Annotated in this window: 16 protein-coding genes and 1 pseudogene; 8 read left to right on the forward strand and 9 right to left on the reverse strand. The window is 71.1% G+C overall.

Annotated elements, in window-relative coordinates:
- Positions 1-161 precede the first annotated feature (161 nt).
- The 8 genes from ACZ601_RS00605 (at position 162) to ACZ601_RS00640 (ending at position 12,440) form a co-directional block, all read left to right on the forward strand.
- Positions 162-3,074: a DEAD/DEAH box helicase gene (locus tag ACZ601_RS00605; RefSeq protein ID WP_469531690.1), complete on the forward strand. Its 2,913-nt coding sequence runs from the start codon at positions 162-164 to the stop codon at positions 3,072-3,074.
- Complete coding sequence (locus tag ACZ601_RS00610) at positions 3,071-4,591, forward strand: SWIM zinc finger family protein (protein ID WP_469531691.1); 1,521 nt, start codon at positions 3,071-3,073, stop codon at positions 4,589-4,591. Before ACZ601_RS00605 ends, ACZ601_RS00610 begins: the two co-directional genes overlap by 4 nt.
- Before the next feature lie 354 nt (positions 4,592-4,945).
- Positions 4,946-5,539, forward strand: a complete 594-nt coding sequence (locus ACZ601_RS00615) for an N-acetylmuramoyl-L-alanine amidase (protein ID WP_440574834.1) — start codon at positions 4,946-4,948, stop codon at positions 5,537-5,539.
- 118 nt (positions 5,540-5,657) lie between these two features.
- The gene (locus ACZ601_RS00620; RefSeq protein ID WP_469531693.1) at positions 5,658-6,908 is read left to right on the forward strand and encodes a GAF domain-containing protein; all 1,251 of its coding nucleotides are present in this window, start codon (positions 5,658-5,660) and stop codon (positions 6,906-6,908) included.
- A gap of 99 nt (positions 6,909-7,007) precedes the next feature.
- Entirely contained in the window at positions 7,008-8,531 is a 1,524-nt protein-coding gene (gene exaC / locus ACZ601_RS00625; protein ID WP_469531695.1) for an acetaldehyde dehydrogenase ExaC, read from the forward strand.
- A gap of 759 nt (positions 8,532-9,290) precedes the next feature.
- On the forward strand, positions 9,291-10,589 hold the full coding sequence (locus tag ACZ601_RS00630) for an ABC transporter substrate-binding protein (RefSeq protein WP_469531696.1): 1,299 nt from the start codon (positions 9,291-9,293) through the stop codon (positions 10,587-10,589).
- Entirely contained in the window at positions 10,589-11,578 is a 990-nt protein-coding gene (locus tag ACZ601_RS00635) for a carbohydrate ABC transporter permease (RefSeq protein ID WP_469531698.1), read from the forward strand. Before ACZ601_RS00630 ends, ACZ601_RS00635 begins: the two co-directional genes overlap by 1 nt.
- The gene (locus ACZ601_RS00640) at positions 11,571-12,440 is read left to right on the forward strand and encodes a carbohydrate ABC transporter permease (RefSeq protein WP_440574839.1); all 870 of its coding nucleotides are present in this window, start codon (positions 11,571-11,573) and stop codon (positions 12,438-12,440) included. The genes ACZ601_RS00635 and ACZ601_RS00640 overlap by 8 nt, the downstream gene beginning before the upstream one ends.
- A gap of 169 nt (positions 12,441-12,609) precedes the next feature.
- Here ACZ601_RS00640 and ssuE read toward each other — a convergent pair whose 3' ends face one another.
- The 9 genes and pseudogenes from ssuE to ACZ601_RS00685 form a co-directional block, all read right to left on the reverse strand.
- Positions 12,610-13,167 (reverse strand): NADPH-dependent FMN reductase, encoded by a 558-nt coding sequence (gene ssuE, locus ACZ601_RS00645; RefSeq protein ID WP_440574840.1) that lies wholly within the window; start codon positions 13,165-13,167, stop codon positions 12,610-12,612.
- Positions 13,168-13,256: 89 nt separating this feature from the next.
- Positions 13,257-14,024 carry an alpha/beta hydrolase gene (locus tag ACZ601_RS00650; RefSeq protein WP_469531700.1) on the reverse strand — a complete coding sequence of 256 codons (768 nt, stop codon included), beginning with the start codon at positions 14,022-14,024 and terminating at the stop codon, positions 13,257-13,259.
- Positions 14,025-14,229: 205 nt separating this feature from the next.
- A complete protein-coding gene (locus ACZ601_RS00655) occupies positions 14,230-15,570 on the reverse strand; it encodes an LLM class flavin-dependent oxidoreductase (RefSeq protein WP_469531702.1) in 1,341 nt (446 codons plus the stop codon).
- Between the two features lie 40 nt (positions 15,571-15,610).
- Positions 15,611-16,480 (reverse strand): ABC transporter ATP-binding protein, encoded by an 870-nt coding sequence (locus ACZ601_RS00660; protein WP_469531704.1) that lies wholly within the window; start codon positions 16,478-16,480, stop codon positions 15,611-15,613.
- Positions 16,477-17,319: an ABC transporter ATP-binding protein gene (locus ACZ601_RS00665; protein WP_469533757.1), complete on the reverse strand. Its 843-nt coding sequence runs from the start codon at positions 17,317-17,319 to the stop codon at positions 16,477-16,479. Before ACZ601_RS00665 ends, ACZ601_RS00660 begins: the two co-directional genes overlap by 4 nt.
- A 44-nt stretch (positions 17,320-17,363) precedes the next feature.
- Positions 17,364-18,254 (reverse strand): ABC transporter permease, encoded by an 891-nt coding sequence (locus ACZ601_RS00670; protein WP_469531705.1) that lies wholly within the window; start codon positions 18,252-18,254, stop codon positions 17,364-17,366.
- 2 nt (positions 18,255-18,256) lie between these two features.
- Complete coding sequence (locus ACZ601_RS00675) at positions 18,257-19,285, reverse strand: ABC transporter permease (protein WP_440578553.1); 1,029 nt, start codon at positions 19,283-19,285, stop codon at positions 18,257-18,259.
- A 52-nt stretch (positions 19,286-19,337) separates the two neighbouring features.
- A pseudogene (locus ACZ601_RS00680) lies at positions 19,338-20,913 on the reverse strand (ABC transporter substrate-binding protein).
- Between the two features lie 583 nt (positions 20,914-21,496).
- Positions 21,497-22,360, reverse strand: a complete 864-nt coding sequence (locus ACZ601_RS00685; protein WP_469533759.1) for a DsbA family oxidoreductase — start codon at positions 22,358-22,360, stop codon at positions 21,497-21,499.
- Between the last annotated feature and the right edge of the window lie 38 nt (positions 22,361-22,398).

Here is a 22,398-nt window from a genome sequence, read left to right on the forward strand (position 1 = left end):
CCAGCCCCCTCATTCCGGAGGGGGGCTGACTACACCTGACCGACATACCGGACACAGGTGTGTGATCTAAAACATGCGGCGACTAGCCCCGTCACAGGATGCGATGGAGTACCCTCGGCGGCCTCAGCCAACTAGTCAAATTTGAGGAATCTGACATCGCTGTGCACAGCCTCCCCGCAGCAACGCTCTCCGAGATCTCCGCACTCATCGGCTGTTCCGTGGTGTTCCTGCCCGCGGATCCCTCCCGGACCGGACGCGTCGCCTTCTGGTGCCCAGACGGTAGCAGTCCGCCCGATGGACCGGGGACCGTCGAGGGCCTGACCGTGACCGACGCCGACGCCGAGCCGTACGAAGTACCGGCGCGACTGCTCCCCGTGCGGGACGCCCTGCCGGTACTGACCCGCGCACGGGCCTCCGCGCATGCCTCGGCGTCGGCCGCCTTCTGGGGCGCGGCCGGGCTGCTTGCCCTTCAGTTCACCGCGCGTGGGCTGCTGTTGCCGGGGCTGAGCGGCACGGACCAGGACGCGTGGCGGGCCGGACCGCTCTCCGCGGAAGATCAGGACCGGATCCGCGCCCTGGCCGCCTCCATGCCGCCAAGTGCCCACGCCGTTCCGCTGGATGAGACTGCCGAGCCTCTGCTGCTGCCCGAACCGGAGTGGCTGGTACGGGCGTTCCTGGACGCGGTGGCCGACGGCCTGCCGCGCACGCCCGCCGCGGCCCTCGCCAACGGTGGCCCGGCCTTCACCGCGGACACTCCGCAGCGGCTGCCGGACCACCGCGCCTGGGCCTCGGATGTAGCAGCCGGTCACGACGCGGGGGTCCGGCTCTCGCTGCGCGTGGAGGTGTCCGGGCTCGACCGGGCCGACGAGGGGCCCGGCGGCCGGCTGTCCGGCCCGTCCTTCCGGGTGGTCCCGCAGATCCACAGCGTCAGCGACCCCACGCTGGTCACCGATGCCGCCCTGATCTGGACGGGCAACGGACCGGCCGCCGCCGCCCTCGGACCGAAGGCCCGGATGGACGCCCTGCTGATGCTGCGCCGGGCCGCCCGCGCCTGGCCGCCTCTGACCCCGCTGCTGTCGGCCGCCGTGCCGGACGCCGTGGAACCGGCCGACGAGGAGATCGGGGAACTGCTCGGCCCCGCCTCACGGGCGCTCGCCGCGACGGGCGTGCAGGTGCACTGGCCCAGGGAGCTGGCGCGCAAGCTCACGGCGCGTGCCGTGATCGGCCCGCCCGACGACGAGAACGACGGGGCCGGACCGGACGGTTTCCGGCCGGCTGCCCGTACCGGTTACGACACCGCGCCGCTCCTGTCGGCGGACTCCCTGCTCGCGTTCGACTGGCGGTTCGCGCTCGGGGACCGGAGCATCGGCCGCGCCGAGCTGGACCGGCTGGCCGAGTCGGGCCGGCCGCTGGTGCGGCTGCGCGACCAGTGGGTGCTGATCGATCCCGAAGAGGCGCGTCGCGCCCGGGAGACCCAGGACCGCAAGGTCACCCCCATCGACGCGCTCGGGGCGGTACTGACCGGCTCCACCGAGGTCGGCGGCCGCCGGGTCGAGGTCCGGGCCACCGGCTGGCTGGAGGCCCTGCGACAGCGGGTCGCCGATCCGGAATCCCAACAGGCGCAGGACGGCGAACCCGCGCTCGGCCAGCCCGCGGCGCTCACCGCGACCCTGCGCGACTACCAGCTCCGTGGCCTGAACTGGCTGCACACGATGACCTCGCTCGGACTCGGCGGCTGCCTCGCGGACGACATGGGTCTCGGCAAGACCATCACCCTGATCGCGCTGCATCTGCACCGGCAGACCATCGAATCGGCCGCGGGCCCCACACTGGTCGTCTGCCCGACCTCCCTGATGGGCAACTGGCAGCGGGAGATCGAGAAGTTCGCCCCTGGCACCCCGGTGCGCCGCTTCCACGGCGGCGCACGGAGTCTGGAGGACCTCCCCGACGGCGAGTTCGTCCTCACCACGTACGGGACGATGCGGCTGGACGCGCCCAAGCTCGCGGCCACCCGGTGGGGCATGGTCGTCGCCGACGAGGCGCAGCACGTGAAGAACCCGTACTCGGCGACGGCCAAGCAGCTGCGCACGATCGGCGCGCGGGCCCGGGTCGCCCTCACCGGCACTCCGGTGGAGAACAACCTCTCCGAACTGTGGGCGATCCTCGACTGGACGACCCCGGGTCTGCTCGGCCGGCTCGGCACGTTCCGTACCCGGTACGCGCGAGCGGTGGAGGACGGCAGTGACCCGGCGGCGGCCGAGCGGCTCGGCGCGCTGGTGCGTCCGTTCCTGCTGCGCCGGCGCAAGTCCGATCCGGGCATCGCTCCGGAGCTGCCGCCGAAGACCGAGACGGACCGTGCGGTCTCCCTGACGGCCGAGCAGGCGGGCCTGTACGAGGCGGTGGTACGCGAGACCCTGGCGGCGATCTCCGCCGCCGACGGCATCGCCCGGCGGGGCCTGGTGGTGAAGCTGCTGACCGCGCTCAAACAGATCTGCAACCATCCCGCGCAGTACCTGAAGGAGGAGGCGCCGCAGATCGCCGGGCGTTCGGGAAAGCTGGAGCTGCTCGACGAGCTCCTGGACACCATCCTCGCGGAGGGGGCGGCCGTCCTGGTGTTCACCCAGTACGTACAGATGGCCCGGCTCCTCGAACAGCACCTGGCGGCGCGCGGGGTCCGTACCCAGTTCCTGCACGGCGGCACTCCGGTCGCCGCGCGGGAAGCGATGGTGAACCGATTCCAGGCGGGCGAGGCACCGGTCTTCCTGCTGTCGCTCAAGGCGGCCGGCACCGGGCTCAACCTCACCCGGGCGGGCCACGTGGTGCACTTCGACCGCTGGTGGAACCCCGCGGTGGAGGCCCAGGCCACCGACCGCGCGTACCGCATCGGGCAGACCCAGCCGGTGCAGGTCCACCGGCTGATCGCCGAGGGCACCATCGAGGACCGGATCGCCGGGATGCTGGCCCGTAAACAGGGGCTCGCGGACTCGGTCCTGGGTTCCGGCGAGAGCGCCCTGACCGAACTCAGCGACGCGGAACTGGCCGACCTGGTCGAACTGCGAGGGGGCGCACGATGAGCAACGGATACGAGCCCGGCGCGTACGGGCCGGACAGAGATGGACCGGACGGCTACGGCTCCGACGGATACGACCCCGATGAATACGGCTCCGACGAATACTCCGGCCCCGGCGACGATAACGACACCTACGGGGGCGGAGGGCAGGACGGAACGGCTCCCCCACCTCCTTCGCAGGAGCGCACCTTCGCCGCACTGCCGCCCGCGAGCGGGCGCGCGTTCGCGGAGTCCTGGTGGGGCCGGGCCTGGCTGAAGGCACTGGAGGACACCGCGCTGGACGGCCAGCAGCTCAAGAAGGGACGCCGGCTCGCCCGTGAGGGCGGGGTCGGGGTGGTGTCCGTGCGGCCCGGCCGGATCACGGCTGTGGTGCAGGACCGGGACACGAGCGCGTACCGCAGTGACGTGCTGCTCCAGGAGCTGAGCGAGGAGGAGTGGGACCGGTTCCTGGACATGGCGGCCGACCGGGCCGGGCACATCGCGGCGCTGCTCGACCGCGAGATGCCCCCGCACCTGGTCGAGGACGCGTCCGCGGCGGGCGTGGAACTGCTCCCGGTCATCGGCGACCTCGATCCGGAGTGCACCTGCGAGGCCTGGGACCACTGCCCGCACACCGCCGCGCTCTGCTACCAGGTCGCGCGGCTGCTGGACCAGGACCCGTTCGTCCTGTTGCTGATGCGCGGACGCGGCGAGCGCCGGCTGCTCGACGAACTCCAGGCGCGGATCACCGCCCGCGCCGCGGGAGACGAGCCGTCCGGTCCCGCCGACGCACCGGCCGCCGGAACCGCGGGCCGGGCCGTGCGCGGGGTCCCGGCGGCGGAGGCGCACGCGGCGGGCGGCATCCTCCCGCCGCTGCCCCCTCCCCCGGCGCTTCCCGCAGAGGCAGGCGTGTCACCCTCGCTGGACACGGAGACCGACCCGGAGCCCGGCGTGGACCCGACGGCACTGGAGATGCTGGCGACGGACAGCGCCGCACGCGCGCACCGGATGCTCGCGGACGCCCTGTCACCGGGCCACGGGCTGCAGCCTGTTCCGGCCGCGCTGACGCCGGAACAGGACGCGGTACGGCTGGCCGCCACCGCGCGTCCCGAGCCGTGGATCGCGACCCGGCTGGCTACCGGGTCGGGGCGCGGACCGGCCGGCCTGCGGATCGCGGTACACGCCTGGCGGTACGGCGGCGCCGCGGCGCTCTCCGTCCTCGACGAGCAGTGGACACCGGACGCGGCGTCACTGGCCCATGCCAGGACGCAGCTCGCCGCCGCCTGGGACGAGGACGAGGCGCCCCGGCTGCGGGCCGAGCACAACCGCTGGACGTCGGTGGACGGCGCGCTGCAGCTCCGCTACGGACGGGACGGGCGCTGGTATCCGTACCGCAAGGAGAACGGTCGGTGGACCCCGGCCGGCCCCGCCGACGACGATCCGGCGGCGGCCCTGGCCGGCGCGGGCCAGAGCGAGGCGGGCCAGGGCGACACGGGTCAGGGCGACACGGGGCGGAGCGGGGCAATCCGAGGCGAGGCCTGACGGCAAGTCACCGGTGGCCGTGGGCAGGCCTATCGCCCCCAGCCCCCGCCGCCGCGAAATAACCTCCGTCCCGTCACCCGGCCGAGCGTGAATTCGCCCTCATGCCGTCTTCCGCCGCTCGCGCGGCCCCCGTACCGTGGGGCCCGCGAGCCGCTCGGCCGTACATCGGACAACGCGTTCCGGCCATCGGACAGGAGATACCGACCCCGACCCGATGCCCGGGGGCCCCGCGGAAGGCAGCCTCCCCCACGGTGGTCCACCGCACCGAACACACGGTCTCCCGCCACCTCGGACACCCCTGGCTCTCTTCCTGGACCCCTCTGCCCGCTCCCCCCACTCACAGCTGGAGTACACATGCACCGGAGAAGGATCCTTCAGGGCGCGGCGGCCACGGCCGCGGCCACACTGCTCCCCGCCTCCGCACGGGCCACCGCGGCGGCAGCGGCCGGCAGCACGGACTACCCGTCGGCCCACTGGGTGCCCGCTTCGACTTCCAACTACACGGTCTCGACGCGCCCTTCGGCGTATCCCGTGCAGTACGTGATCATCCATGTCACCCAGGAGACGTTCTCGGACGCGGTCGCGATCTTCCAGAACCCGGCGAAGCAGGTCTCCGCGCACTACGTGGTCCGCTCGGCGGACGGCTACATCGACCAGTGCGTCAGGGAGCAGAACATCGCCTGGCACGCGGGCAACTGGGACTACAACACCCGGAGCATCGGCATCGAGCACGAGGGCTACGTGGACCAGCCCGAATACTTCACCGACGCCATGTACGAGAAGTCGGCGCTGCTGACCGCCTCGGTCTGCGACCGCTACGGCATCCCCAAGGACCGCGCGCACATTCTCGGCCATGTACAGGTCCCGGGTACCGACCACACCGATCCGGGTCCGAACTGGGACTGGGTCCGGTACATCCGCCTCGTCAACCTCCTCGGAACGGGCTGACCGAAAGCCGGGCGGACCCGGGCCAGGCCCTGCCGATTTGCTCGCCGCACCACGGTTGTCGCAGGCGTCCGGTGCGACGACGATGGGGGTGTACGGCGCCCCTGGACGGGAGGGTGAGTTGACGGACCCCTGGTTGGCCCTGGCAGCCGACGCGGACCCCGGTGAACGGCTCGGCGAACTGCGCCACGCGCACGAGGTGTTCACCGCGGCCGGCCGCCTTGAACGGCCGGTCCGTCCGGTGGTGGGTGAATCCTGGCGCCGCTCGGCGCGGGCCCGCGTCTGCCCGGACGGCGCCGCGCTGGTCGACCCGGACGCCGACGACATCGGCCCGTACCGCGAGACGCATCCGCTCGCCCGCGCCATGCCGGTGATCCGGGAGCTGATGGGCGCCTACGCGACGGACGGGGAGCACCTGCTGGCGGTGTGCGACGCGCACGGCAGGCTGCTGTGGGTCGAGGGGCACCCGGTGACCCGACGGCGGGCCGGGCGGATGAACTTCGTGGAGGGCGCCCGCTGGGCGGAGTCCGTCGCCGGCACCAACGCGCCGGGAACGGCCATCGCCGTGGACCGCCCGGTCCAGGTGTTCGCGGCCGAGCACTTCCTGCGCCCGGTGCAGCAGTGGACGTGCGCGGCCGCGCCACTGCACGACCCGCACACCGGACGGGTACTGGGCGCGGTCGACATCACCGGCGGGAACGGTCTCGCGCATCCGCACAGCCTGGCGTTCGTGCAGGCCGTCGCCCGCGCCGCCGAGTCCCAACTGGCCCTGCTCGCCCCGCCCCCGGCCGCCGGCACCCTACGGCTGAGCGCGCTCGGCAGGAACGAGGCGCTGCTGACCGTGGCCGGCCGGGGGCTCCGCCTGAGCCCCCGGCACAGCGAGATCCTGGTAGCGCTGGCCAGGCACCCCGAGGGCATCGGCGGCGAGGATCTCCTCATCCAGCTCTACGAGGACGAGTCGGTCACTCCGGTGACACTGCGGGCCGAGCTCTCCCGGCTGCGCCGTCTACTCGGCCCCGACCTGCTGCTCTCCCGCCCCTACCGTCTCGCCTCCCGCGTCGACGCGGACTTCGACACGGTCGCACGGCGGCTGGCCTCTGGCGCGGTCGCCTCGGCCATGAGCGCCTACGCGGGCCCCCTGCTGCCGGGTTCGCGGGCCCCGTCGGTCGTACGGCTGCGGCGCCGGCTCGACGACTCGCTGCGGGCCGCGCTGATCGCTCGCGGTGATCCGGGGCTGCTGGCGGACTGGGCGTCGAGTCCATGGGGCGAGGACGACCTCCCCGCGTGGCACGCGCTGGCCGAGGCCGCACCGGCCGCTCAGCGGCCGGCGCTGCTGGCGCGGGCCAGGACACTGGACGCGGAACTGCGGTAGGGCCTGTCGGTACGCAACGGGGTTGCAACGTCGCGCTGTTTAGCCTCGCGCCGAGGGCCGCCCAACGGCGGGCGGCACCGGATCCGGGAGGCCACAGAGATGACCCGTTACGCTGCGCCGGGCACCGAGGGCGCGATCGTCTCGTACGAGTCGCGCTACGACCACTGGATCGGTGGCGAGTACGTACCGCCCGCCCGTGGCCAGTACTTCGAGAACCCGAGCCCCGTCAACGGCCGCCCGTTCACCGAGATCGCCCGGGGAACCGCCGAGGACATCGAGCATGCCCTGGACGCGGCGCACGCCGCGGCACCGGCCTGGGGTGCCACCTCCGCGGGTGACCGGGCCTCGGTCCTGAACCGGATCGCGGACCGGATGGAGGCTCATCTGGAGGAGCTCGCGGTCGCGGAGAGCTGGGAGAACGGCAAGCCGGTGCGGGAGACCCTGGCGGCCGACATTCCGCTGGCCATCGACCACTTCCGCTACTTCGCGGGCGCGCTGCGGGCCCAGGAGGGCTCGCTCAGCCAGCTGGACGAGGACACCGTCGCGTACCACTTCCACGAGCCGCTCGGTGTCGTCGCGCAGATCATTCCGTGGAACTTCCCCATCCTGATGGCCACCTGGAAACTGGCCCCGGCCCTCGCGGCGGGCAACGCGGTGGTCCTCAAGCCCGCCGAGCAGACCCCGGCCTCCATCCATGTGTGGCTGAGCCTGGTGGCCGACCTGCTGCCACCGGGTGTCGTCAACATCGTCAACGGCTTCGGTGCGGAGGCCGGCAAGCCGCTGGCCTCCAGCCCGCGCGTCGCGAAGATCGCGTTCACCGGGGAGACCACGACGGGGCGGCTGATCATGCAGTACGCCTCCGAGAACATCAAGCCGGTGACCCTGGAGCTGGGCGGCAAGTCCCCGAACATCTTCTTCGACGACGTCTGGTCGGCCGACGACGACTTCCGCGACAAGGCACTCGAAGGCTTCACCATGTTCGCCCTCAATCAGGGCGAGGTCTGCACCTGTCCGTCCCGGGCGCTGATCCAGCGTGGCCACTACGGCGAGTTCCTGGAAGCGGGCATCGCCCGTACCGAACAGATCGTGCCGGGCCATCCGCTGGACACGGACACGATGGTCGGCGCCCAGGCCTCCAACGACCAGCTCCAGAAGATCCTGTCGTACCTGGACATCGGCCGGCAGGAGGGCGCGAAGGTCCTTACGGGCGGCGAACGGATCGAGTACGACGGGGAGCTGGCGGGCGGCTACTACGTACAGCCGACGATCTTCGAGGGCGACAACCGGATGCGGGTCTTCCAGGAGGAGATCTTCGGCCCGGTCGTCGCCGTCACGTCCTTCTCGGACTTCGACGACGCGATCCGCACCGCGAACGACACCCTGTACGGGCTCGGCGCGGGCGTATGGACCCGCGACACGAACACCGCCTACCGGGCCGGCCGCGCCATCCAGGCGGGCCGCGTCTGGACGAACTGCTATCACGCGTACCCGGCGCACGCGGCATTCGGCGGCTATAAGCAGTCCGGTATCGGCCGGGAGAACCACCGGATGATGCTGGAGCACTACCAGCAGACGAAGAACCTCCTCGTGTCGTACTCGCCAAAGAAACTGGGCTTCTTCTAGACGGAAGAGAAGGGCACCTGACCAGGCATTCAACCCGTCAGGGGTGCGGGCCGTTCTCGCACAGGCGCCGGCCTCCCCCGGGCATCCGCACACCGACCTGATCCAATGAGCTCCCGGGCCTGTCACACACCTCCGCCGTCGGTGGCAGAAATACCGCCGCGTCAGGGTGTGTGACAAGCCCGTTCTCCTCTCTGCGGCAGGACCCGCGACGCACGAAGCTCCTGCTGCTCACCGTGCGGGCAGCCGGCCTGCTCAAAGTCCTGCGCGAAGCCGACCCGGACTTCGTCCTGCTCGACGGCGCCCGAACCCCCGGCCGGCCGCAACGGAGACGGAACGGCCTGATAGCCCGCCGCGTGAGACGGGTGGAGACGTCCGCCGCGCTCGTCGACGTCCTGGCGCCCTGTCGCCGCGTGCCTGGCCGCTGCGCTCGGCCACGGCCTCCCACCCGCTCAGCTCCGCCTGGGGCGGGGCCGTGGGGCCCGCGGCCGGCGTCGGGATCGTACGAATCCGCGCGGGCGAGCGGTGTGCCGCCACCCTCCGCAGACACCTTTGCCGCGCCTCCTATGCCACGAAGAGTGCTCACAGAGGATCGAGGCATGCGCAAAGATGATTTAAAAGACCCTTGACCCAACAACTTTGAGCAAATAGCGTCTGGGCGTTCCGGTTTTCGGGCAGCGTCCGCCACGGAACGGACCGTGCCGGTTCCCATGGCTTCTCCCACGCGGTGAGGCCGTGGCCCCCACCCCAGGAAGGCTCCGCGTGCGCAGACGTTCCCTCCTCACGGCGGCTGCCGCCACGACGCTCGCGGCGGCCCCGCTCGCGTCCGGCTGCAGTTCCTCCTCGTCGCCCTCGCCCTCCTCGGGCGGCGGATCCCGGCGTGGCCATCTCACCTACGGCGTCTGGGACGTCTACCAAGTGCCGGCCATGAACCGGGCGGCGCGGGAGTTCGAGCGCACGCGGCCGGGCGTCACAGTCGATGTGCAGCTCACCCCCAATGGGACGTACTGGACCAAACTGCGCACCGCGTGCACCGGCGGCGCCGCACCGGACGTCTTCTGGATGAACGGGCCCAACTTCGGCCTCTACGCCGATGCCGGGCAGCTTCTCCCGCTGGAGACCGAGGGGTCCGACGCCGTGCTGCGCCCCGCCGACTTCCCGGCCGACCTGGTCTCCCTCTACCGCTGGAAGGGCACCCAGTACGGCGCCCCCAAGGACTTCGACACGGTCGCACTGTGGTTCAACAAGGAGATCTTCGACCGGGCCAAGGCCGACTACCCGGACGCTTCCTGGACCTGGCAGGACCTGATCGCCACCGCCCAGCGGCTCACCGACCGCAAGCGCGGGATCTACGGCGTCGGGGCCCCGGTCCGCGCACAGGAGAACTACTACAACTCGATACCCCAGGCCGGCGGCTGGGTCATATCCGAGGACAAGGAGCGCTCCGGCTACTCCGACGACCGCACGCGGGAGGGGCTGCAGCTGTGGATCGACCTGATCCACCGCTACCGGGCCGCCCCGTCCCTGCAGCAGATGACCGACACGGACCCCACCCAGATGTTCCAGTCAGGAACGCTGGCCATGACCTACGAGGCGTCCTACAACGCGGCGACGTTCTACGCCGACCCCGAGCTGCGGGCCAAGGTGGACGTCGCGCCGATGCCCAAGGGCCGCCGCCGTGCCACCGTCCTGCACGGCCTGGCCAACGTCGTCTACGCCCGGACCTCACAGCCCGAGCTGGCCCGGGACTTCGTGCGGTTCCTCGGCGGGGAGCGGGCCTCGCTGCTCCAGGGCAAGTACGGCACCGCCATCCCGGCCCGCAACGGCACCGCGAAGCCGTGGGCGGCCGGAATGCCGCGCTTCGACCTCCAGGTGCACCTGGACGCGCTCGACTACGCGGTGCCCTTCCCCGGCTCCGCCAACAGTGCCGCCTGGCAGCACAAGGAACAGATGTGGCTCGCCAAGGCGTGGAGCGGCGACGCGACCCTCAAGGGCGCCACCGGCTCCCTGACCGATGCCATGAACCAGCTGCTCGCGCAGGAGAGGAAGGGCCGGTCCTGATGAGCCTCGATGTGCGTACACGGTCCGCCGTTCCGGCGCAGCGCTCCGAGCCGGACGTCCTGGACCAGCGCGAGCTGCGCCGGCGCGAGCGCCGCTTCAGGAACCGGGACAAGTGGTGGGGCTACGCCCTGATCGCCCCGGCCGGCCTCGGCCTCGCGGTCTTCTACCTGTGGCCGGTGGTGCAGACCCTCTACTACAGCTTCACCGAGTGGGGCGCCTTCGGCGGAACCACCTGGATCGGCCTGTCCAACTACCGCACGCTGGTGGGCGACCCGGAGTTCTGGCACTCGCTGGGCAACACGGGCATCTACACCGGGCTGGTACTGCTCGGCATCCCGCTGTCGATGGCGCTCGCCGTGCTGCTCAACATCAAGGGGCTGCGCGGCACCGGCGTGTACCGCACGCTCTACTTCCTGCCGGTGGTCACGATGCCCGCCGCCGTCGCGGTGGTCTGGCGCTGGCTCTACAACGGCGACGTCGGCATCCTCAACCACGCACTGTCCTCGATCGGCATCGACGGCACCTACTGGGTGTCCGACCCGCACACCATCCGCTTCGCGGTAGCGATCGTCGGTGTGTGGATGACCGTCGGCTACAACATGATCCTGCTGCTCGCCGGCCTCCAGAGCATCCCCGGCGACTACTACGAGGCGGCGGCACTCGACGGCGCGGGACGGGTGCGGCAGTTCTTCTCGGTCACCCTGCCGCTGCTGAGCCCCACCCTGTTCTTCACCACCGTGCTCTCGATCATCCAGTCCCTGCAGGTCTTCGACCTCGTGTACCTGATCATCGGCGCCAATACGACGAACTCGCTCCAGAACCCGGCCTACGGCGAGGGCCAGACCGTCGTGATGCTCTTCTTCCAGAAGGCGTTCTTCGACAACCAGCGCGGCTACGGCGCGGCCATCGTCTGCGTGCTGTTCGTCCTGATCATGGCGCTGACCACCGTCCAGTTCCGGTTGCAGAAGAGGTGGGTCCACTATGCGTGAGGCGACTGTGCGTGACGCTGCGCGTAAGCCGAAGCGGCGGGCGAGCCGCGAAGGCAGGATGTGGCCCGCCCACGTCCTGCTCACCCTCGGCGCGGTCATCACCGTGTTCCCCCTGGTGTGGGAGCTGCTCACCTCCTTCAAGAGCTTCGGTGAGTCCGTGCAGGTGCCGCCGACGATCCTGCCGGCGCACTGGGACTGGTCGAACTACAGCAAGGTCTTCGACGGAATCCCCTTCGGCCGGCAGTTCATCAACACCGTCGTGATGGCGCTGCTGCGCACCGCGGCCCAGCTGCTGCTCTGCTCGATGGCGGCCTACGCCTTCGCCCGGATCCGCTTCCCCGGGCGCGGGGCGATCTTCCTGGCCTTCCTCGCCGTGCTGATGGTGCCCGGACAGCTCTTCCTGCTTCCGCAGTACCAGATCATGCAGAACCTCGGCTGGCTGGACTCCATGCAGGCCCTCGTGGTGCCCGGCATGTTCTCCGCCTTCGGCACCTTCCTGCTGCGCCAGTTCTTCATGGGGCTGCCGGAGGAACTGGAGGAGGCGGCCCGCCTGGACGGTGCCAATCCGTTCACCGTCTTCTGGCGCATCGCCCTGCCGCTGGCCCGCCCCGGTTTGCTGGCGCTGGGCATCCTCACGTTCCTGTGGTCCTGGAACGACCTGATGTGGCCGCTGATCGTGAACACCGACCCGGCCAAGATGCCGTTGTCGGCCGGCCTGGCCTCGCTCCAGGGCGCCCACTTGACCGAGTACCCGGTACTGATGGCCGGCTCCCTCCTGGCGACTCTCCCGGTGATCATCGTGTTCGTCGCGATGCAGCGCCAGTTCATCCAGGGCATCGCCTTCTCCGGCATGAAGGGCTGAGCGCGCCTGACCGGCATGTCCACCCGTACCGAGGGCCGGCTGGAGAACTCCCCCTGCGCGGCAACGGGCGGCTCAGGGGGAGGAACCACGGGGCCCGGTCAGCGGTTCACTGAAGGCGCCTGACCCGGCTTCTCCCAATTGATCTCCCTGTCCAGTACGGCTGTTCGTCTCACTCCGCGGCCGCCAGGAGCGCGGTACGGGCACCCAGCGCGGTGGAGAAGCGGTCGGTGACCTCGGCAAGGGCCTCGGCGGAGCCCGGGGCCACGGTCAACTCGCCGTCGTGGCCGACGCTGATGTCCTTGTCGAGGGTGAACCAGCCCGGCACGATGTGCGCGGCGCCCATGGAGCTCAGCACGGGGCGCAGCGCGTAGTCGATTGCCAGGACGTGGGCCAGGCTGCCGCCGGTGGCAAGTGGCAGGACGGTCTTGCCGGTCAGCGCGTACTGGGGCAGCAGGTCGAGCAGCGACTTCAGCAGCCCGGAGTAGGCGGCCTTGTAGACGGGGGTGCCGATCACCACTCCGTCCGCCCGCGCGAACAGCTCGGTGGCCGCGACGATCGCCGGATGGCCGAACTGCGCGCCGAGCAGCGCGTCCGCGGGCAGGGTGCGGACCTCCAGGGAGGTCACGTCGTGCCCCTGATCCCTCAACCGGTCGTCCAGGTCACGCAGGAGCCGTGCGGTTCGGGAGGTCGGGGAGGGGCTGCCGGAGACGGACAGGACGGTGGCCATGGGGGCACCTTTCGGGTCGGGGGTTCGGGTGGGCCGGAGGACGGGGCAGGCGGGACGCGGTTTCGGACGGTGCGACCGGACGGCCGCGGTCACCACGCACTGGACTCGACCGCGATCACGGAGGTCAGTTCGTTGCGCAGGGTCTCCAGGAACGTGATGATCTCGGCCGCCACCGAGCGGTGCTGGAGGTCGTTGAGGACATCGTGATGGGCAGCCCGGACCACCGAGAGGCGGGCCAGGGAGAGGGACTTAGCCGTACGGGCCAGGGCATCCCGGTCGGCGAGCGGATCGGCGTCGCCCACGAGGATCAGTGCCGGGACGCCCACGTCGCCGCCGTACGCCGCCGCGAGCAGGGCGTCCGGGACCGCTTCCTGGAGAGAGCCCCGCCGGACCCCGGCGTCCTCGGTGAGCGTGCTCCGGTGCGCGGGACAGAAGGTGCGTACGTCGAGTTCCTCGTCCCAGTCGCCGGCCTCTGTGGCCGTGTGTCCCGGGAGTCCGGCGAGCACGACGGCCTCCGGCCGCCGGGCGGCCGGGGTCTCCTCCTGGCCGAGCAGCGCGGCGACCGCGGCCGCGCCGGTGTCGGCGCCCACGAGCACGACGGGGTGGACGACCCCGTCCTGCGCGGCGGTCCCTTCGAGTGCCGTGGCGAGCTGGGCGCCGAAGCCGGCCAGTGAGCCGGTCAGGTCGTCGGCGTCGATCTCCGGCGCGTCGATGATCCGGACCCGGTAGGCGTCGGCGGCGAGACGCCTGCCGAACCGGGTGTAGGCCGCGCGGGTCTCTCCCCGGCCCGGCACCACGAGGACGGTGCCGCGGATGCGGAGGCCCTCGGGGGCGAAGTGGTCGCTGTACTCGGGCATGTCAGGCTCCAGCGGGTTCGGTGGCGGGGGCGGGGGCGGCCCTGGGTCTGTGGCCGGGGGCCGGTGCCGCCTCGGTCGCGATGAGGCCTGGGGCCGCGGTGTCTCGTCGGTCATGAGGTGAATGCCTTTCAGGGATCAGGCGGTGTTCAACAGCGGTCCGCGGTTGGGCCCTTGGACGTCCCGGAGCTCAGGGCGTTCGGCGTACTCAGTCGCGGACGAGCTCGCGATCGAGCGTGTGCCGGTTGGCGGCGAACGGGAGGCCCAGATTGCCGCGCAGCGTGTCGGCCTCGTACTCCGTGCGGAACAGACCGCGCTTCTGCAGGAGGGGGACCACTCCGTCGACGAAGAGGCTGAGGTCGTCGTTGTTGCGGAAGGCGAGATTGATGCCGTCGAAGGTGCCGGCGTCGAACCACTGCTCGATGGTGTCGGCGACGGTCTCCGGGGCGCCGACGAACGGTGAGCGGCGGAACGCGTTGACCGACTCGGCGACCTGGCGCAGCGTCAGGTTCTCCGTGCGGGCGCGCTCGATGATCTTCGCGGCGCCGGTGCGGCCGCCCTTCTCCGCGAGGTGGGAGACGTCCGGGAAGGGCGCGTCCAGGTCGTGGCCGGCGAAGTCGTACGCCCCGAAGGAGCGGCCCAGGAGCGCGAGGTTGCTCTCGAAGTCGTTGTCCTCCTCGAAGATCTCCCGTTCGCGGTTCCTGGCGTCCTGGTCGGTCGCGCCGACGATCGGGCCGCCGTGGATGAACACCTTGATGTGGTCGGGATCGCGGCCGTAGGCCGCGGTGCGCCGCTTGATGTCGGCGTAGTACTCCTGTGCCTGTTCCAGGGAGCCGCCCGGGGCGTAGATGCCCTCGGCCACCCGCGCGGCGAGATCGCGCCCCTCGGGTGAGACCCCGGCCTGGAAGATGACCGGCTGGCCCTGGGGCGAGCGGGAGATGTTGAGCGGTCCGGCGACCTTGAAGTGCTCCCCCACGTGGTCGAGCGCGTGCAGCCGGGCCGGATCGAGGAAGACACCGCGTTCCGGGTCGGCCGGGAAGGCGTCGTCCTCGTAGGAGTCCCACAGCCCCCTGGCGACCTGGACGAACTCCAGCGCCCGGCCGTAGCGCGTCGCGTAGTCCAGGTGCTCGTCCAGCCCGTAGTTCCTGGAGGTGCCGGTGTCGAAGCTGGTCACCACGTTCCAGCCGGCCCGGCCGCCGCTGATGTGGTCGAGGGAGGCGAAGCGGCGGGCGAGGTTGAACGGCGAGTTGTACGTCGAACTCGCCGTACCGACCAGGCCTATGTCCTTGGTGTGGGTGGCCACCGCGGACAGGAGCGTGAGGGGCTCCAGCCGGTTGAGGTAGTGCGAGGGGTAGGTGCTGTTGATGAACTGGCTGTCGACGACGAAGAGCGCGTCGAAGAGCGCGTGCTCGGCCGCCTGTGCCTGCTGGATGTAGTAGTTGATGTCGATGCTGGCGTTCTTGGCGACGCGCGGGTCCTTCCACAGACCGTGCTGTCCGGGGCCTCCGACGCCGTAGGGGTGCAGTGCGAGGTGGATCGTGCGGGACATGGCTGTTCCTCTCAAGAGGGCTGTACGGGGTTCGCCGTGCTCAGGCGTTCAGCAGCGCGCGCAGGGCCTCGCGCTCGGAGCGGTCGGCCGCGCCCGTGCGCAGGGTCGGCGCCGAGCTGACGAGCAGTCGGGTGTAGGCGTGCCGGGGGCTGTTGATGACGTCCGGGGAGGCACCGGCCTCGACGAGTTCGCCCCGGTAGAGCACCGCGATGCGATCCGCGGTCCCCGCCACGGACCCGAGGTCGTGGGAGATGAGGACGAGGGCGACGCCGGTGGCCCGTAGCTCCTTCAGGATTTTCAGGACCTTGACGCGGTTGGCGGAGTCCAGTGCGCTGACCGGTTCGTCGAGGATGACCAGCCGGGGCTCGGTGACCAGCGCCCTGGCCACGGCGACACGTTGGCGCTGGCCGCCGGAGAGCTCGCCGGGCAACCGCTCGAAGAGTTCTCCGGAGAGGTGGACCCGGTCCAGGAACGACCGGGCCCGCGCGGTTGCGTCCTTACGCGTGGCGCCCTGGACGAGCAGCGGTTCGGTCAGGGAGTCCTCGACGGTGAGATCCGGGTCGAGGCTGCGCAGCGGGTCCTGGAAGACGTACTGGACGACGCCGCGGCGGCGCAGGGTGCGCCACTGGCGGCGGCCGTAGGCGGTCACGTCCTCCCCGTCGATGAGGACCGATCCGGCCGAGGCCGGAACCAGGCCGAGAACGGCGCGGGCGAGGGTGGACTTGCCCGATCCCGTCTCGCCGATGACCCCCACGGTCTCGCCGGGTGCGACGCTCAGCGAGACTCCGTGCAGGGCGCGGCGGCGCCGTCGGCCCCGTCCGTAGGACACGTCCAGCCCGCTGACCTCCAGCACGGGCCCGGCGCCCTGTTCACGACCGGCTGTTGCCGCTTGCGTCAACTCGGTGGTCACGACGCCTCCTTCGGCGCGAGGAACTTCTCCAGGCCGTACTGCTCGTGCTCGGCGATGAGCAGCCGGGTGTACTCGTGCTGCGGATCGTGGAGCACCGTCCGGGTCGGGCCGTGCTCCACCACGTCGCCCTGCTTCATCACGAGGACCTCGTCGCACAGCTGGGCGACGACGGCCAGGTCGTGGGAGACGACCACGAGCGCCAGTCCGGTCCGCTCCCGCAGCTCCGCGAGCAGATCGAGGATCTCGGCCTGGACGGTGACGTCGAGGGCCGTGGTGGCCTCGTCGGCGATGAGGGTGCGCGGTTCGACGGCGATGGCCGCCGCGATCAGCACGCGCTGGAGCATGCCTCCCGACAGCTCGTAGGTGTACTGGCTGTAGACCAGCTCCGGATCGCGCAGCCGCACCGCCCGGAGCAGTTCGACGGCGCGGTGGCGTGCCTCGCGCCGCTTCAGCCCCTGCTTGGCCCGCAGGACCTCGGCGATCTGGGCGCCCACCCGGATCGAGGGGTTGAGGTAGGACGCCGGATCCTGGAAGACCGCGGCGATCGTGGCGCCGCGCAGGGCCGTCCACTGCCGGGACGTGAGGGTCGCGATGTCGGTGCCGGCGATCTCGATCGAGCCGCCGGAGACCTCGAAGTGCGCGGGAAGGATGCCGAGCGCGGCCCGGCAGGTGAGCGTCTTGCCGCTGCCGGACTCACCGACGATGCCGACCGCTTTGCCGGGTGTGAGGTCGAAGGTGACGCCGTGCACGATCTCCCGGTCGGTGACGCGGTCGCTGATGCGTACGTCGCGGAGGGAGAGCACCGGCGCGGTCGCCGGGCCGGGCCGGGCTGCGGTGATGGCGGGCTCGGTCTGCCCGGGAGCGATGTGCTGGGGCACGGTCGTCACAGGGAACCTCCGGTGGGGACGGGACCGCTCCGCCCGAGGCGGTTGGCACGGGCCTTACGGTTGTTGACCAGGGCCCGGCCGGCCTCGCCGGAGACATCGCGGATGGCGTCCGCGAGGAGGTTGCAGGCCCAGACAGTGATCATGATCAGCAGGGCGGGCGCCACCGGTGCCCACGGCTGGTGGCTGAGATAGCCGAGGTCGGAGGCGAGCAGCCCGCCCCAGGTGGGCGCCGGAGGCTGGACGCCGATGCCGAGGAACGTCAGGCTCGACACGATGACGAAGCCGACACCGATGGTCTGGGCGAGTGCGATCGCGATAGGCGGGAGCACCTTGACCCAGACGTGACGGCGTACGACCCAGCCGACCGAGGCGCCGGAGATGATCGCGGCCTCCACGTACGGGGAGCGGGCGACGGCCAGCGTCGCCGCGCGGGACACCCGGTAGAAGAGGGGCGAGACCAGCGCTCCGGTGACGAGCATCGCCTGGGTGAGGCCGTTGCCCAGCAGGGCGATCACGGCGATGGCGAACAGCAGGAACGGCAAGGCCACGAGGGTGTCCGCCAGGCGGAGGGTGAACCACTCGAAGGCCCGGCCGAGATAGACCGACAGGATGCCCGGCACGGCGCCGACGAGCAGGGCCATGAGTGCGACCTCCAGCGAGCCGAGCACGCTGACGCGCGAGCCGTCCAGCAGCCGGCTGAGCACGTCGCGGCCGAGGTAGTCGGTGCCCAGCCAGTGGGCACCTGAGACGTCAGCGAGTGGGTTGTCGCTGGTGGCCAGGGGGTTCTGTGGAGCGAGCCACGGTCCGAGTACCGCGAGCAGGGCGATCACCACGAGGATGACGACGGCGATCCGGCCGGACACGAGTGCGAGCACGCGGCGCACCATGGTCACACCCCCCGCTGCGAGGCCGGCATGACGCGTGCCAGCACCAGATTGATGATCAGGTTGAAGGAGACGACCAGCACGATCGACACCACGAGGACGCCCTGCACGGCGGGTACGTCACCGGCCTGGGCGGAGTCGTTGGCGAATCTGCCGAAGCCCTGGAGGCCGAAGATCCACTCCGTGACGACGGAGGCGCCGACCAGTGCGGGGAACTTCTGGCCGAGCGTGGCGAGCGCGGGCCCGAGACCGTTGCGCAGCACATGGCCGAAGAAGATCCGCCGGGGGCTCAGTCCCCGTACCACCGCGCCGGTCACGTAGTTCTCGTCGTAGGCCGAGATGAGACTCGCGCGCAACTGGCGGGCGACGTCGGCGATGACGTCGAAGCTCAGCGCGAGCGCGGGGAGGGTGATGTGGGCGATCCAGGGGCCGAAGCCCTGCTCCGCCGGGATGTAGCCGGCCGAGGGGAACAGATGGAGTCCGACCGCGAGGACCGCGACCAGCACGATGCCGACGACGAAGGCCGGCATCACCGAGATCACGGTGACGAACCCCGTGATCGCGCGGTCGATGACGGTGGTGCGTCGCAGGGCGGCCAGGGTGCCGAGGCCGAACCCGGCCACCACCCCGATGATCAGCGCGAACGTGGCGACCGACAGGCTGACACCCAGGCCGAGGCCGATCAGGGTGGAGATGTCGGCTCCGTTGACCCAGCTGGTGCCGAGCTGTCCGTGCAGTACTCCGGTGAACCAGTCCCAGTACTGGGACAGGAAGGGCTTGTCCAGGCCCCACTGTGCCTCGATCCGGTGGATCGCCTCTGGGGTCGCCTCCTCACCCAGCTGGATGCGCGCCGGGCTGAGGCCGCTCAGCGACCGCAGGGCGAACGTCACAAACGTCGCGACCAGGAACACGGGTACGAAGATCGCGACCGACCGGCCGAGGGCGGCCAGGACCCGGCCCGCCGCGTGCCGGGCGCCGGCCGCGGCGAGCCCGCGACGGCGGGCAGGAGCCACCGGTGGAGCGCTCGTCGTCATGGGGCGTGCCCCTCTCTTCAGCGAATGCATGTCAGTTGTCCTGTGTGACGGATCAGTTGGCGCCGTTGACGGTCACACCGGTCCAGTCGATGTGGGCCGGGTTCTTCGGCAGTCCGGAGATCTGCTTGCTCTTGGCGAAGAGGTTCGGCGCGGAGTACGTGAAGACCAGCGCCTTGCTCCCGAGGCCGGCCCGGGTCGCCTTGCGCAGGGTTTCGGTGTACTTCGGCGAGTCCAGCGGTGTCCGGCGGACCTTGGCCACGGCCTCCTCGAAGCCGTCCGGCTCGTACGGCGTGCTGAGGTTGAGCGGGCCGTTGGGGCCGAAGTGGGCCGTGAGGGTCTGGACGGCGGAGTCGCGGCCCGTGGTGGAGTACAGCGAGAACGTCAGGTTCTTGGCGAAGAACGGGGTGGCCCAGTTCTTGTCGATCTTGATGGTCACCTTGATGCCCACCGCGGCCAGCTGCGACTGCACGATCTCGGCCTGCGGGTCCTCGGCCGGGACGACCAGGCTGAGTTTGATGTCACCGGCCTTGTGTCCGGCGTCGGCCAGCAGTTTCCTGGCTTTGTCCGGGTTGAAGGGGTAGGCGTTCTCCGACTTCGGGTCGTAGGCGACGTATCCCTTAGGGAAGGGCTGGTTGGTCACCTCGCCGTAGCCGAAAGTCAGTTTGTCGACGAATTCCTTGCGGTTGACGGCGTAGCGGACGGCGTCGACGACCCGGTCGTCGTCGAACGGCGCCTTGTTGACGTTGAGGCTGATGTTGGAGGCGTTGAAGCCCGGCTGGGAGAAGACGTCCAGCCCGGCCTTCTTCGCCGCGTCCGCCTGGCTCGGATCGAGGTCCGCGAAGTTGTAGACACCGGTCTGGAGGCCGGAGACGACCGTCGAGGTGTCGGGGGCGGAGTTCAGCTCGACGTCGTCGATGTGGATGTTCTTCGCGTCCCAGTAGCCGGGGTTCTTCGTCAGGACGGCCTTGGTGCCGGGGACCAGCTGCTTGACGACGAACGGCCCTGCCCCGACCGGGTGCTGGTCCAGTCCGGCCGGGTCCTCGGCCGCCTTGGGGCTGGCGATCTGCAGGACGCGCTCACCGAGCAGCTGCGGTATCTGGTAGTCGACCTGGGTGAGGTGGAGGACCGCGTCCAGTCCGTCGGCGTCCACGGACTTGATCGACGTCAGGTCTCCGAAGAGGGCGGAGTTCTTCTGCTTCTTGGCCCGTTCGACGGCGGCCTTGACCGCGGTGGCGTCGACCGGCTCACCGTCGCTGAACTTCAGACCGGGGCGTAGGTGAAAGGTGATCCGGTCGCCGGCGGCGTTGTACTTCCAGCTCTCGGCGAGATCGGGCACGGCCTTGCCGGACTCGTCGGTCCGAGTCAACGAGGCGTACACCAGGGCGAGTTCACGAAACTGGGCTCCGCTGCCGGGAGACCACCGGATCCCAGTGGGCGGGGAAGTAGGAGGAGGCCCACTTCAGCGTGGCACTGCCGGACGAGGCGGAGACGTCGCCGCCGCAGGCACTCAGGGCAGGGGCGAGAAGAGCGACGAAGGCGGTTCCCAGAGCCGCGGACCGAAGGCCGCCGGCCCGTCGGGCCGACCGGACGTGGCGTCCGGGGCGGAGCGTCGTGAGTCGAGGGGGCATCTCATTCTCTCTGTGACAGTCCCGCCCTGCCCCGGCCCGGATCGGGGCGGGAGGCCGGGGAAGGGGAGGCGGCTCGGCACCCGTGCCGGGCCGCCGGCCGGCACACGGGCGTGCGGACACCGGACAGCGGACAGCTGACAGCGAACAGCGGCGACAGGGCGGGCCTCGGGCACGCGGGTAGACCGACCCTCGGGCAGGGGCGGGAAGGGAGGAGGGTGGAGGACCGGCCGTGCGTGAGAGACGGCACTCCACGAGGAGCGCCGGGACTCAGGGACGGGCCGGGGTGCGGAATCCGGTGCGCGACGGTGCGCGACGGAGCACAGCGGCAGAAAGTGCGTGGACAGGCGCGGCTCGGCGCCACAGCGGGCAGTCAGTGCTGCCGGCGGGCGTCAGGCGGGGCCTGTGGATCGGAGCGGTGGCCGGTCAGCGACAGAGTGCGCTGGAGGTGCGCCGAAGATCCACGTATCGGCACACCACACCGGGGTGCGTCGTGAACATGGTGCACATCCTGCTGGCAGCCGTCGGCGTCTGTCAATGGACACCAATTGGTGTCTCATTCGGTGGAACGGTCTCTGACCGCAGATCAGAGCCCCGCCGGGGGCCGGGGGCTGGTAGCCGGGTGCACCGCGGCCTCCGCTGGATGCAGCCACAGCGGCCCGTTCCCGGTATCCACCCGGACCGCGTCGGACGGCGGCCGTCCCCCGTCCGTGAGCAGCTCCACCTCCGGTCCGGTCAGGCTCCGGCAGCGCTCCAGGGCCTCGGCCGGAGACAGGAGCACAGGGGTCTCCAGGAGCCCGGGGCAGAGCTCCTCGACGGCCGCCGCGTATGCCGCGAAGGGCCGCCAGCCGGGCACTGCCCGGTACCCGGCCGGAGAGCGGAACAGAAGGGTCGGGAGCGCGTAGCGGAACCCGTCGTCGGGGGTCGGCCTGGCCGCACCGGGGTGTGGCGATCCGTCGCGCACGGACAGTACTTCGGGCACCGGCCGGCGCGCCTCCGCCCGGTCGGCCCGTACCCGTTCGAGCACTTCGTCCGAGGCCGCGTCGGACCTCAGCCGGCCCGGATCCAGGCCGGGCACACCCCGCGCCGCGGCGAGCGCGAGCAGGTCGGTGTCCGCCGGTTCCCCGAGCACGAACACGCTCTCCCGCAGCCGCCGCAGCACCCGCTCGGCCACGCCGGCCCCTTGGAGCTCCGCGGCCTTGGCCACGAGCGAGGAGGGCCAGGAGCTTGCCGCGACCCGGCTCAGCCGGACCGCGCGGGGCGCCAGGGTGTGCGAGCTGATCTCCGCCACGTAGCTCGTGTACCAGGCGGTCTCGGCCGCCGGGTCGGGCGGCGGATCGTCGTCGACGTCGAAGAGGATGGCGTACGACCGCCGCCAGCGGACCCGGCCCGCCAGGGCCGCCCGCAGTCGGCGGAACACGGGCTCGGAGCCCCAGGCCCAGGGGCACATCGGATCGGTGTACTCCACCACCTCCACCACGGGCGGCG

Source organism: Streptomyces sp. NPDC104307 (assembly GCF_055584045.1).